Here is a 13,727-nt window from a genome sequence, read left to right as displayed (position 1 = left end):
TTACGCCCCTTTCACCTCAGCCACTTGGACTCCTAAAATTTGAGCAATTAAACCTTCAGATTTTTGCTCAAGAGCAACAATATCATCAGCGACCTCTTTAAGAGAGCGCAATGGTTTCTGATAATAAAAATGTTTATTAAAATTAATCTCATAACCGATTTTTATACTATCAAGATTAATCCATGCCTCTTGAACATGTGGCCGAACTTCGACAAGAAAATATCGATGAATTTTATCTTCTAAAGGAATTGATTCTGCATCTCGCAAATCCGTGTTTGGTTCATAGATGATATACTGACCTTGTTTTTCAGTCCGATAATAACCAAAATCAGCAAGATCTTTCTCATCATACCCAAGGTGCTCCAAAAGTTTTGATAGTTTATCGCCAGAAAATTTAACAACCTTTTTAATAACCTTGGCCGCTGTTTCATCATACCAACTTACAGCATTAAGGATTGCATTCTTTTCAGGAGCAGCAAGTTTAATTTTCTGTTCCTTTAAGACGCTACCAACTTTATCTTTAAATACATTGAAATCATCAAAATCTTGATCACCAATTTTTACCAAAAGAATTTGGGCTGCTTCAAAAATATAACGCAGCTTCTGCCAGTATTTATAATCAAGAAGCTTTGCTTTTGCTTTGGCATTAAGACTGATATCATTGTCTTCACACCATGCCATAACATCTTTTCTGATAGATTTCAGGAAACCCTTTTCATAGACATCATCACCATGCTCAGCAAACAAATGTTCCATGATTTCACGTAAGGTCTTGTCAAAACGCAAAGGTTTGATGGCATCCTCTGTGAACCTGGCTTTCCGGCGATCCGGCCTTTCAATATTGACCTTGTAATAGCCAAAGTCTTCATTATCAAAGACCTGACTGGCAATGCCAACTGGATCATTGTTTTTATCCAGCTTCCGTTCAATAGAAGTAAAATCGAGATATGTCTTCGCAATTTTGTCGATATGTTTTTGGGAAAACTCACAATTCTTATCGCCTAAGTTTTTGCGGAGTTTACGGTACATCAAATTAGCATCAATAAGCTGCACCTTGCCTTTACGGCTCTCAGGTTTGTTGTTGTTCAGCAGCCATATATAGGTTGTGATGCCTGTGTTATAAAAGAAATTGTTTGGGAGCTGTACAATGGCCTCTAACATATCATTTTCAATGATATAGCGCCGGATATTACTTTCACCTCCGCCTGCATCACCTGTAAATAGACTTGATCCATTGTGCACCGATGCAATGCGGCTTCCTTGTGGGCTCACTGACGGTGATTTCATTTTGCTTACCATTTCCATTAAAAACAGAAGCTGGCCATCGCTTGAACGGGGAGCGGCATCCGCCAGCTCCTCATTCCCCCAATAATCGGTAAGCTTGACCTTAAAGCGAGGATCAATAATGTCTTTACCGTCTTTGATGTTCTTGACCTCTGATGCCCAGCTTTTGCCATAAGGAGGATTAGACAGCATAAAATCAAAACGATCTGATGAAAATTCATCGGTTGAAAGAGTTGAACCAACCCTGATATTTGCAGGATTGTTGCCCTTAATCATCATATCCGATTTACAAATTGCGTATGTCTCATCATTGATCTCTTTACCGTAAAGATAAACGTCACGAGTAGCACCGATGCTGGGATACTTCTCTTCTATGAATTTTTGAGATTCTGTCAGCATTCCTCCACTACCGCAGGCAGGATCATAAACAGTAATCGTCAGTGGCAACTCATCTTTAATCGGATCAAAGACAAGGTGTGTCATTAGCTCAATAACCTCACGCGGGGTAAAGTGCTCCCCTGCTTCCTCATTATTCTCTTCATTGAATTTACGGATCAGCTCTTCAAACACATATCCCATACCAAGATTGCTTAGGGCTGGAAGTTTATTACCATCAGGGTCTTCTTTGGGATTAGGCGTAAGATTGATATACGGGGAAACAAATTTTTCTAAAACTTCTAAAAGAACATCTTTACCAGCCATATGGCGTATCTGAGCTTTGAGATTAAAGCGGAAAATGATTTCTTTGACATTTTCGCTGAAACCATTGAGATATTCTTCAAAATTGGCAAGGAGTATTTGCTGATTGTTGGTTGCAGTATTATATAAGCTCTTTAATGTCCATTTAGAGGTATTGAAGAAGACGTATCCTGAGGCGGCTTTGAGAGGTTCATCGTCCAGCTCAACCGCATTCATTTCATCTTTTTGAAATTTCACCTCTTCAAGGACAGCATCTTTGGTTTCTTCAAGGAGGGTATCTAAACGGCGGAGTACCACCATTGGCAGAATGACATCTCTATATTTGCCCCGTACATATACATCACGCAAACAATCATCGGCTATATTCCAGATAAAGGAAACCAGTTTATTATGTACAGAATGATCCATTAATCACCTTTTATTCATTATTATTTGGGGTTCCGTGCCTAATGATCATTTTTCTGAAGAATGGCTTACATCTACCTTGAAAGAATGATGTTTTTATGCCCGAAACATTATTATTGATCAATCACTAACAACTCATAGCACTGAAAGCGCCAAATCTAAAGACAGATATGAAAAAATAGGTAAAATAACATCCATAAAGAGCCATAACCACCACAAGGTGGCATATCACGCCTCCAGGGGCGTTCCCTTGGTCGTAATCCACTGCCGAAACAGTGGTTGTGGTTGAACGGTGGACTATGTCAAAAAAGAAACGCCCTCAAGACCGAATTCAGAAGCCAGGACTATTATTAATAGTTATCACCACCCTGAGCCCAAAAAATCATATAGATATTGTCAATATTTATGAAAAAATCCGGAAAAAACCTTCCTCAAACTCAATATATAATTGTCAAAATATATTGAGTTTGAATTTCATAATATTCAAGTATATCAATGCCCCGTCGTTATCAAACTTGAAGACGAAACATGGCCGTTAAAGCTACTTCATGGGAGCGGTAATATTTTTAGCAATTCTTTTGCATTCTCACCAATTTTTTTAAAATCAATCCCTTTTTGAATTTGGCCAGCGTTGATTCCAACCAATCGACCAAAGTCATTGTCACTCATTACCTCGTCTTTGGACAACACCCCATCATCATTATAATCAAAGCTGTGAATAATGGATGACGATGTTATGGGCAGAATAAGGATTGCACTGAGGTTAACGGCAGCCATTTCACCTGCCTCAACTCCCTCTTTTTGATTTTCAACAATTGCCCATTTAATCATATTCCTTTGAAATCGTGCAATTTCCGCTAAAGATAGTTTTCGATCACCTGATTTGTCAATGTATTCCCAAACCAAATCATATCCACATTTTATATCAGTGCATTCCTGATCAATTTTTTTAATCAGAGATTCCACTTCTCTTACATCCGCAGCATACATAACATCTTCCATGACCAATTCAGCATACTGTTTTTTGGAATCCTCAAAGCCATTTTCAACAGCTTTCCGTGACCACTTTAATGCCTTCGGGAGATTCCGTTGAACAACCAAACCTTTATGGTACATTTCGGCAAGATTATACTGAGCCACTGGAATATCATCTTCAGCCATTCTTTCAATAGCATCAAAAGCCTGTTCGTTACCATTCTCGGCAGCCTTTCGATACCAAAAAATCGACATTAAATTATTTTTTTCTACACCATCCCCCCATTCATATAATTTGGCAATTGCAAACTGGGCCTCAACATGATTTTCAGCTAATTCTGCAATCCTGTCTAAAGCTTCTCCAAATCCATCTCTAAGGAGATTGGTATATATTTCTATCGCTTTTGAGATATCCTTTTCAACTGCCCAACCATTTGCATAGCAACTTCCAAGAAAAAACTCGGCATCAGTATTTCCAGATTTAATGGATTTGTTTAACCACTCAATCCCTTCTTCGTTTTTTCCTTTATGCATATGCGCTATTGCCAAATATAATTGGGCTTTTAGGTCTCCATTTTCCGCCTTTGTAGTGCATTTTGAAATGGTCAAATCCCAATTACGCAAATTATATGCGTCTTCGCAGTAATCTTTTGATTGATCATTACCATGCCCCGAATTCAGGCCCTCAGTTTCATTAATATCTTGGACATGGATTACACTCTCATCGGCAAACCCTGATGAAAACGCAAATACACATAAAACCAAGCACATGTGGATGAATATCATTTTCATCATTTCCCCCTTTTATTGAGGCTTCTTATCGGGATGCATGATGGTTGATCAAAAAGCCGATAGGCAATGTTAAATGGGCAAATTACAGCAAATCCGCTATTTTTCACGGATTACACCCTCCACATGGTCGATACCCTGCTTTCAAAGCAGTTTCCCGACTGTCAAATACCTCTGTGCAGTTCTTGCAGTTGAAGTGCTCACATGACGATTGATGGAACACCATGGATCGGGTATTGCCATGATACACCCCTGATACCGCCTTAGGCTTTGATGTACTCCTTGCACCCTGTCGATAATCCCACGGCGGTATAGGGTCCGAATGTGACCACAAACCGATTTTTGCGTCCCTTGCCTGGGCCTCCAAATCAGCCCATTCCTGACAGAAGCTGTCTTTGCAGTACCGGTGATATACCCAAGCCAATCCAGCCCTGACAATCTCCTCATTGACGCATGTACCGCCGACATAGACCATGCCCACCACTCGTCGGTGCTGGTCTATGTCCTTTTGAACCACCCGAACCTGCTTGCCGTACACCATACCTGATACAAATTTCTTTGCCCGATTACCAAAGTCCTGACCTGATTCCGGGCAGTCGATACCGTACAGCCGAATCTTGTATTGAGTCCGATCCTGGAGCACTGTTATGGTGTCACCATCGGCAACTTTGACAACCTTACCGGTTAAGGTCTGGGCATTTAGGCTGCAAACCAAAAGGATAAAACTCAGCAGGACAGCCAGCAGGGTTCTATGTGCAATTTTATGGATCAAATTTTGATATCTCCTGATGGTATTATATTGCATGTCTCAGTCTTCTGGTCAAACACGATGAACGCCTTGCCTGCATGCAGCTGATTCAAGACCTGCTGGATCTTCGTATTCAAGGGTATCTCTGATTCGCCATAGTCAGTGCCATCCCTGGTGACAAACTCATGTATGACCCCTTGGAGGGCTTCAGGACTGAGTTCATTGAATGGAATAATCAGGCCACTTGCCAGCCTGTTTTTATTCATGGGTTACCCCATTGATCTGGTCCCTGAGCTTGCCTGAAGTTTTGAATGTAACAACCCTTCGCTTTTCCAGTGTCATGTCTTCCCCAGTGGCTGGGTTTCTGCCTTTCCTGGGAGCTTTGTCATTCACCTGGAACCGGCCAAAGCCAGATACCATTACATTTTCACCTGATGCGAGTGTGGATTTCATGACTTCCAGAAGAGATTCTAATTCATATCTGGCTTCGGCTGGAGAAATATCGAGTTGCTCTGATATTTCGTTGATGAGGTCCGATTTGGTTATGGCCATTTTTGTGAAAAGAGTCCTTTATGAATGGTTAATGCCGACAGGGTTTGATATCAGAATGGAGATTCATATTCAGCATCGGGTATATAAGAAGCATGTGATAACCACTATTTCAAAGAAAAGCCCCACATTATTCAGCTGTGGGGCTTTGCTGATCGCGTGAGGAGATCACCATCAGCTTTGCGTGTTATAAGCCACCTCGCAATGGGCTATCTCATGTCAAATCAACAGAAAACGTGTTATTTTGACATAAATCATACCTTTCAAAGAACCCTGACTTTGTCAAGTAATTTTTAGGGTGTTGGTCACACTTTGTGAATCACATTGGTGACAACACCCCAGATCTCAAATGCCATATCGGGTTTGATTTCTATAGGAGCGTACCGGTCATTTTCTGGTTCAAGAGATGGTATTCCGGATCTGATTCTCAACCGTTTAACTGTCAAATCACGTCCACAACCGCAATGACAATCTTCTTGTCAACTACCTCCACGGATCTATCAACGATCAGGATATCACCCCGGATATATACCTGCCTTGATCATGGACTCCCAACTTACACGGACAAAGAAAGTGGCAGCTGGGTTTTTGATCAGGTGTTCATTCAGATCCAGTTTACCTTCGATGTAATCATCTGCCGGAGAGGAAAACCCGGCTTCGATGGATGTCATGTAAAAAGGTAAGGCTATTTCTGTGGTCTGGTCCGGGGTGTAGATTTTATTCATATGATATTTTAATCCATTGGCTACAATATTTTATTGTATCTTTGTGGTTTGATTCTCCTTCGAGTATTGCCATAATGCTCTATCCAGAGTTCTCATATCAACACCGGTTTTGTTTGCCAAAAGACGGCAAAAATTAACATACGTCCACCAAAAATCAAAAGTGTATTGTTTTGGCACTTCAAGGGAAACTGACCAAAGAGCCCGGAAGTCTATTATTGGATATGGGTCAGTATGAAACAGGTGTAAAATCACTGATGCTGTGGGCCAGGAAACTCCGTCCAGTAAATTCAAAACTTCGATCCGCACTCTTTCATTTTGGGACTTAAAGGCAAGTCGAGTGATCTCAGATACATATTCTTCCGAGTTTTTGATCGCATGCTTTGAACTTCGAGGTGCTTTCCAAAATGCAATTTTTATCAGCTGTCCTTTGGTAAGATATCCACGGTGGGAAACCTGATCCTTCATATCAATCAGTTCAGTCTCACTAAATTGATACTGATACCGCCTTGCTATGATTGGTATCTCATATTTTTCAAATTTTAAGAGTGGGTTCATTGCCATCCAATGCACTTACTGTTTATTCTCCTACCATCCTATCTGCAAGAACTTCACCGGTCTTCTGGGATATAACAATGGTACGGCTTGCTCCGATACAATCGTGATTTCCAGGCGGATGAGCCACCCACACCTTTTCATCTTTGTCCCAGGAAGGCCAGTATACGCCATCGATATGCCCGGTATGCTCTTTCAATTCTCCAGCAAGCCGTTTGCCCAACATGGCATACACCTGTTCTTTTGAAACTTTATCAGCCATGAATCCCCTTTTTGATTATGTCTTTCACCTGGTCATAGAAGTCCGGTGCTTTTGCTGGCACTCCGGCCGGCTACATTTAAAACCATGATATCCCAATCTATTATCCAGTCAAGGTTGTTTGGCTCTGCTATGCATAATACGCAGTAGAACCCTCAAACCGGTGTGCCTGGGCATCTGCTACCAACAAAAAATCATCCAGAAAATCAAGAATCCCGGCAGGCAGATCCAATGCTCGGTCTGGAATAGCATCCGTTTCATAATTACTGAAGCCAATGTCATCGGTGACGTGCCGATCCAGGTAATGAAAGAAGACCTCCACCTGATCCAGAATGTCCCAGGGAATTAAATCAGGGTCCAGGGAGCACAGGGTGTCATATACGCCCTGCTCGATCAACGCAAGCCCGGCCTTCCGGTAATCCATTGATTGGCCGGATAATTCCTTATGGCCTATATGGATACGTCCCACCCGGATGATGAACCTGTTTAGTTTGTGTAAATCTGGCATCATGGGGCCTTTCAAGCTGGCTTCTGTGTTCTATGCTGCCCGGTGATTTTATTTATGGCCAGGCTGAGTAAACTTTTTTTGGATCTTTTATATGAAAGAGCATGTTCCAAAGTCAAGCATTGAAATGGTATCCATTGTTTTTTGACGGCCGTGAATATTTTTGTTTGGATAATTATTGCTGAGCGGGAAAGAGGTCACCTTTTTTCGCTGAATGAGTTCCTTTTCCTTTCCGGCAAACATATCTGTCATGAATAAAAAGAGGTTCTCACTGAGGTTCATGATAGCGAACCAGTAAAAATGAATAATACGATCCCGCAAATTTACGGCAGTTTTCGCAATTGTCAGTTTGAGCATTTTTTTCCTCAGCATGTAGCTCAAGCTCAAGAGCCTTCTTGTTGCGACCGTTTATTTTTAGCTATGATAGGCCCGGTAAAAGTTTTCAAAAGTAAAAATAGGATTGCTCATTTGCCAGTGCGCACCGGCAAGACCCTTGCTTGCAAGCGGTAATACTTATTGGCCCAACATCGGGTGCCTCTATTGAAATTGAATCGGGCAGCCTCCTTGGAGTCGCGAGTTTCGGAACCCCAAAGTTCCCGTCCTGTGAGTTTGATCAGCGGTGTTATGTGATAAGGTTCTTTTTCATCAAATAATGCTGCCAGTTCATCCTGACTGGGCATGCGCCAGTCGGTATGGCCAGCACCGCTGTAATTTTGACAATAAGCGCAAGCGTTGTCCCAATATATATTACTTCCATTGTCTTTTGAGGCCCACATCAGGCCGGTTTTGATATCGGTGACAGTGCCATCGTTGTTGTTTTTGTAACGTGCCAATCTTCTCTTCGCTGCCTCTATTCTCCTCTTCTCTGCCTCTATTTCCTTTGCCCACCGTTTTTCATTTGCCTCTACCTCACTGTACACTTTCAAGGCAGCGCTATAAAATTGGCCCTTTTCCCCGGCTTTATCGAGGTATGTCTCCAGATTTCTCTTGGCCTCAACTGCCTGACGGGTAGCGGCAAGGTAGCGACCGTACTGGTAATAATAGTCCACCGGCAGCTTGATTTTTAACACCGTGATTTTTTTCAGGTCTTGACCAGCCGCCTTATAATCACCTTTGTTCAATTTATCCTCCGCAGACAGCAGCAGTTTATCCGCTTCCATAGCAGGCGGCAAGGCCATTGCCGGAACGATAAAGCCAATAAAAACAAGCAAACTTATTGCCATAATAATTCTTTGAATTAATACATTTCTTGGTTGGATCATTGCTCTTTCTCCTTTTTAAATTTGGAAATGATTCCTGAAACAGAAGGACATCTAAGCCCAATTCTTCTGTGTAATACTTCCATGCTGCAACATTACAACTGTTTCTTCCAGTTGAACAATATATTACCGTACCGTACGTCAAGATAGTTTTATGGACTCATATTCCGCACAATACACTTTAAAAAGAGATCATTTTAGGTAAGAATTTAAGTTTATTTTTGTATCGCCACTGATGGGAATACTAAAATCTGTTATTCCTTTAGAAAAACTATTTTTACGGTAAACTGACATCTTATATGCATCGAGACTTATATTTCTTACATATGCGGGAATTTCTATAGTTTTTTGAAAAGAAGGTGACAAACGAAATTGCATTTCCACCGGATATTTTATCTTTGTAACAACATCATTTTTAGGATAGCCATTGACAAATGTAACCTCAATAGTTTTCTCATCATTTTTTGGACTGGAGTTTGATTCGCCGTCGCATGGAATATAATTTATTTGTGCGAATGAATTAACAACCCTCCTTTTACAATCAGAATAACTCTTATCTTTGATTACAAAATCATATAATTTGTTTTCAATTGTTATTGCCCAGATACCTGCCTCAAGACTTTCTTTTGGAACAATTCTAAATATTTCTTTATCAGAAGAAATATTCGGAATTGGTGCAACTCTCATCATTATTTTTTCTTCTGAAACTCGATATTTCTCCTTCTTTGATTCACCATCAACAATTCGATCAATTTTTATTACAGGAACCCTCTCTCCAATTTTAACTTTGTTTAAAAAAACAATGAATTCAAGTTTTCCGTCTTCAAATAAAATACCAGACAAACTATCCATAAGACCTGCACCGAGTACTTCAATGCCGGAAATCGCCCTACTACTATTTGGGTGTTCGATCATCTCCGTCAATATACCATTTTTGTTTGCATAAACCCCAAAAAACTCAGGTAGTTCTATAGACTCACAATTATTAGCTATTAAAATCATAAAAATAAACGTAGTTATAAAAATTTTATAATAATTAACAATTTTCATCTTTTATAGCCCCCCCCCGCTATTTGGCTTATTAATCTTGATATAATTTCAGAACAACATGCATTTTATATGGAGTACCACTTTCACTTACTGTTTGTTCGCTCACTAAGGTAAATTGTAATTTGCTATATTCTATTGATTCATGCTTTTGAGTGTTTGAAAATATCATAACACTGGTAGTTTCTGTTCCATATGTAACTGGTAATCTTGGTTCAAAGGATTCTGCATTAATTAATTGATACTGATTTCCAAGGTTATCAATCAAGAATGTATTGGGTTTCGAATCCTTATCGACATTCAATTCAATATTGTATTTATCTAAGCTTTTCGATTCCTCACTATTTTTATAAATATAACTTAATATTATTATTATTTTACCATCAGACAAAAATTTCATATCGTTAAATTTAATTTGAATATAGGCCGAATCGTATATATTTTTAGGTTGATTCTCCGCAAATAAATTTGATGCATAAAACATAAACGCCAAAATCACCAAAGCTGATAAGATTTTCTTAAACATTTTTAATCTCCTTTAATTTGCTGAATTAAATTATTCTTTCTGTATTATAATACGGTGCATTTTATCAAACGGAATTACCTCTATAGAAATATTTATATCTATAGCTTTTGAATCTGAATATTTACTCAAAGTGACATGTTGATACTCGGTAATCCGTTTTTTCCCAAGACTAAAAGAAAACTTTCTTCCATATTTTTCCGTCCATTCCTTTTCTCCACAATCGAAGATGAAATTTCCATCTTTATATGCCATCCAAACATTAATTTCTTGATATATGCCATTGCCAGTCTGATTTACAAAGGATACCTGTTTGCTCTCACCGTTAGCTATCCTGAAAGAGAGTGGTTGATAATTTTTAAATTTTCCATAAAAATATAACTGTCCGCCTTCTACAGTAACTTGAAGCAGGTCACCGTAGATTCCTTCTCCTGCGTATATGTGTGCCACTTTCTTTTGATTTGCTATAGCCTCCTTTCTCTCCACGAACAATTTATCTGCCTGCGCCTCTGCTTGAAGTTTTGCTTTAACAAGTCTTTCCTCTGCAATAATTTTTTGTCTTTCATTATAACCTCTCAATACTATTTCACGCTCGTCTTCACTCAACTGATTCCAGTCTTCAAGGGGTATTCCGGCAATTTTTTTTGTGCAACCTATAATATTGAGCGCGAATAGACTTAATAAAATAACAAATAAGAATTTGTAAGTAGATATACTGAATTTCATAATTGTTATCACCTCCTTGTAGAATGGTGTTAGAATAGAAAAAATTTCTCTCCGCCTAACCTTCCCGAAAAAACACTATTTCTATACAATTCAAGATGCCATTTCATTAACAAATCTCTGACAAATGGTGTCGAAATCTTTCATTTTTTTTCTGGTTTATAAATCTTCTTCTTTATTGAAGTTTAAATAATTTTTATACTTTTTTTACCATTAATTTCAACACCTTTTAAAAACAACAGGTATGGAAGCACTTCCCCGGTTTGTAATAGCAAGAGGAACATCAATTAAAATTAGGTCAGGCATCAGCACCGGAAAACTTTAAAAACGGGGTTTCCGGTCAGCCACTAAGTAGGACTATAATTTATCTATGATATCAGAATATTCCTTTTTCCAAACTTTAAATGAGTCCATTAACTTGTCGTAGAAAGTGTCTCTTCCAGATTCATTTTCTCTTCGAAATTTTATTTCGTGCTTTCTATTATTTTTATCTGTAACTTCTATTGAAGGTCCATATAAATGTTTTGATTTTTCAATCAGATTGATTTTGTAGAAAAATATTTCTTCTTCTTTAATGGAACCCCATAATTTATAATTTATTTTGTAGTTAACATCTGTTAGAGTTACCGTTCCTTTAAAGGGTTGGTAATAATATTCTTCTATTAAAATCGTTTTTGATGGCGTTATAGAATTTTCCAATAATGTATATCTTTTTTCTTGTTCTATTCTTCCTTCTTCACTTATATCAATTACTACTTTTGAATTATTTTTAACACTTCTACCAATTTTGTGGTAATAGCCAGATATTTGATTATTATTTAAGTTTAGTTTGTATATAAATAACGGTGCAGATTTCCCTTTCCTTATGGTGCCAGTATGTTTGATGGTTATTTTATTGTCAATCAGTTGGCCTTCAAATTTAAGAATTGCTCTATCGCTTTTGGCGTAATAATCCATTTCTCCTTCAAAATGACCCGAATTGTAAGATGTGAAATGAATTCTAAATGGATATATTTTTGAGTTTTCAGTTATCTCCTTTCCAAAGTAGGATTTACCATTTGATAAAATTGAAATAATTATGGGGCGGTCTTTGGTAATTTTCGCTTTCATTTCATCTTGTCTTTGTTTCTCTTCAATCCGAAGCTTTTCAGCATAAAATTTTTGTGATTCATTCAGGAGATTAATGATTTTTTCATCATTAGGAGTTGCAGCAAGAGCATATTGAAGAAATTTTATCGCTGTCACCCACTGATTATCCTCTATCAGTTTAGAGGATTCCGATTTCCAAAACGCGACATTTTTGTTTAGAATGTTGCATGGTTTATATGAGGATTCAACAATTAAATTTCCTGAAGTAGTTCTTCCTTTGCTATCAAATGTTTGACTTGCAAAAGTACCCCAATCAAATGACTTTTTTAATGTATCTTTGTCAATACTGGAATAGAACAAATCAACACAATTGTTTAGGGGTGTATCAGATTCAAGAACGTCGCCGATTCGAATACCAAAAAAATATGAATCCTCATTAAAAGTTAAAGAATAAAGTCCTGGTTCAAATGGTATTTTTGGAACGATAATAATCATTTCAGGATTGTTTTTTACAGGTTTAATTCTAAATTCGACACTATTATTTAGTTTATATTTGCCCAACTGGTGAATATTTAATTGTATCCGTTCACCACCTTTTCTATTATACACTTGTTCTACTTCGCATCGAATATACGAACGCTCATTAATAGAAATTATTTCCTCCAAATTTTTTTGAGTTTTATCAATAATATTATTAGAAATAATGATTGATAAATCTTCGTTAAAATTACGACGGTCTTTTTCAGGTATTTTCTCACCAAGTTCAGTTAGATTCCCATTGTCTAAAGCATATATACCATGGAATTCAGGAATCGGAGTGACAGGCAGAATGGTTATTGGAGATCCCAATAAAATTTTTTGTTGTTCGGTTCCTGTCGATATTCGCAATTTATCTTCTGTAGTCCAACCGTCTTTGTTAAAATGTGTGGTTAAATTAGTCGGTTCGTATTTAAGGACGCGTTGAGGCTCGGAAGACCAATCATCAAATAATGGTAACAAAACGTATTCTGATGTAGGAAATAGTTTTTCAAGTTTGAAAACACCATCCGAGTCAGTTACAACCTCAAATTTTTCATAACCCTTGACTGGTAATGTCTGTTTTGCCAAAATTTTAACATTAGCCATTGGATTGCCTTTGTTGTCAACTATTTTACCTTCGAGTTTAGCAATTGCAGGCAAAATTATTATCGGAGATTGTAAAACAATGTTTTCCCTTACAGGACCACTCATTATTTTGAGTTTATCTTCTGTTGCCCAGCCATCTTGACTAAAATGCGCTGTTAATTTATTTGGAATGTATTTTAATATTCTTTGAGGAGAAAAAGACCAATCATCAAATAATGGTAACAAAACGTATTCTGATGTAGGAAATAGTTTTTCAAGTTTGAAAACACCATCCGAGTCAGTTACAACCTCAAATTTTTCATAACCCTTGACTGGTAATGTCTGTTTTGCCAAAATTTTAACATTAGCCATTGGATTGCCTTTGTTGTCAACTATTTTACCTTCGAGGCCGGAGTTTTTACCACAACCGGCTATCAATGCTAATAAAATAAAAATAGAAAGCGTTGCCAAGTAATTTTTTTTCATTACAGT

General features: G+C 38.0%; 14 protein-coding genes and 1 pseudogene. All 15 read right to left on the bottom strand.

Annotation, left to right across the window (positions count from 1 at the left end; translation table 11 throughout):
- On the bottom strand, window positions 1-2,391 hold the full coding sequence (locus DPO_RS16920) for a type I restriction-modification system subunit M (protein ID WP_006967486.1): 2,391 nt from the start codon (window positions 2,389-2,391) through the stop codon (window positions 1-3).
- Between the two features lie 543 nt (window positions 2,392-2,934).
- The gene (locus tag DPO_RS16915; protein ID WP_083912067.1) at window positions 2,935-4,158 is read right to left on the bottom strand and encodes a tetratricopeptide repeat protein; all 1,224 of its coding nucleotides are present in this window, start codon (window positions 4,156-4,158) and stop codon (window positions 2,935-2,937) included.
- A gap of 100 nt (window positions 4,159-4,258) precedes the next feature.
- Window positions 4,259-4,924, bottom strand: a complete 666-nt coding sequence (locus DPO_RS16910; protein ID WP_006967482.1) for a thermonuclease family protein — start codon at window positions 4,922-4,924, stop codon at window positions 4,259-4,261.
- The gene (locus DPO_RS16905) at window positions 4,921-5,166 is read right to left on the bottom strand and encodes a YheU family protein (RefSeq protein WP_006967480.1); all 246 of its coding nucleotides are present in this window, start codon (window positions 5,164-5,166) and stop codon (window positions 4,921-4,923) included. Before DPO_RS16905 ends, DPO_RS16910 begins: the two co-directional genes overlap by 4 nt.
- Window positions 5,159-5,452: an integration host factor subunit alpha gene (locus tag DPO_RS16900; RefSeq protein ID WP_006967478.1), complete on the bottom strand. Its 294-nt coding sequence runs from the start codon at window positions 5,450-5,452 to the stop codon at window positions 5,159-5,161. The genes DPO_RS16905 and DPO_RS16900 overlap by 8 nt, the downstream gene beginning before the upstream one ends.
- A 302-nt stretch (window positions 5,453-5,754) precedes the next feature.
- Window positions 5,755-6,120: pseudogene (locus DPO_RS26605) on the bottom strand (LexA family protein).
- 84 nt (window positions 6,121-6,204) lie between these two features.
- Complete coding sequence (locus DPO_RS16890; protein ID WP_152427718.1) at window positions 6,205-6,744, bottom strand: hypothetical protein; 540 nt, start codon at window positions 6,742-6,744, stop codon at window positions 6,205-6,207.
- Between the two features lie 7 nt (window positions 6,745-6,751).
- Window positions 6,752-6,988, bottom strand: coding sequence for a hypothetical protein (locus DPO_RS16885; protein WP_006967463.1), 237 nt, complete (start codon window positions 6,986-6,988; stop codon window positions 6,752-6,754).
- Window positions 6,989-7,115: 127 nt separating this feature from the next.
- Complete coding sequence (locus tag DPO_RS16880; protein WP_040012026.1) at window positions 7,116-7,409, bottom strand: hypothetical protein; 294 nt, start codon at window positions 7,407-7,409, stop codon at window positions 7,116-7,118.
- 171 nt (window positions 7,410-7,580) lie between these two features.
- Window positions 7,581-7,847: a hypothetical protein gene (locus DPO_RS16875; protein ID WP_006967460.1), complete on the bottom strand. Its 267-nt coding sequence runs from the start codon at window positions 7,845-7,847 to the stop codon at window positions 7,581-7,583.
- A gap of 107 nt (window positions 7,848-7,954) precedes the next feature.
- Window positions 7,955-8,752: an Lcl C-terminal domain-containing protein gene (locus DPO_RS16870; RefSeq protein ID WP_006967455.1), complete on the bottom strand. Its 798-nt coding sequence runs from the start codon at window positions 8,750-8,752 to the stop codon at window positions 7,955-7,957.
- Between the two features lie 189 nt (window positions 8,753-8,941).
- The gene (locus DPO_RS16865; protein ID WP_040012024.1) at window positions 8,942-9,799 is read right to left on the bottom strand and encodes a hypothetical protein; all 858 of its coding nucleotides are present in this window, start codon (window positions 9,797-9,799) and stop codon (window positions 8,942-8,944) included.
- A gap of 31 nt (window positions 9,800-9,830) precedes the next feature.
- A complete protein-coding gene (locus DPO_RS16860; RefSeq protein ID WP_006967453.1) occupies window positions 9,831-10,322 on the bottom strand; it encodes a hypothetical protein in 492 nt (163 codons plus the stop codon).
- Between the two features lie 30 nt (window positions 10,323-10,352).
- Window positions 10,353-11,045 (bottom strand): hypothetical protein, encoded by a 693-nt coding sequence (locus DPO_RS16855; protein WP_006967452.1) that lies wholly within the window; start codon window positions 11,043-11,045, stop codon window positions 10,353-10,355.
- Window positions 11,046-11,399: 354 nt separating this feature from the next.
- Window positions 11,400-13,721: a carboxypeptidase-like regulatory domain-containing protein gene (locus DPO_RS16850; RefSeq protein ID WP_006967450.1), complete on the bottom strand. Its 2,322-nt coding sequence runs from the start codon at window positions 13,719-13,721 to the stop codon at window positions 11,400-11,402.
- Between the last annotated feature and the right edge of the window lie 6 nt (window positions 13,722-13,727).

Source organism: Desulfotignum phosphitoxidans DSM 13687 (assembly GCF_000350545.1).
Classification (GTDB): Bacteria; Desulfobacterota; Desulfobacteria; order Desulfobacterales; family Desulfobacteraceae; genus Desulfotignum; species Desulfotignum phosphitoxidans.
Note: the sequence above shows the minus strand (reverse complement) of the source record. Positions and strands in the feature narration are given on the sequence as shown.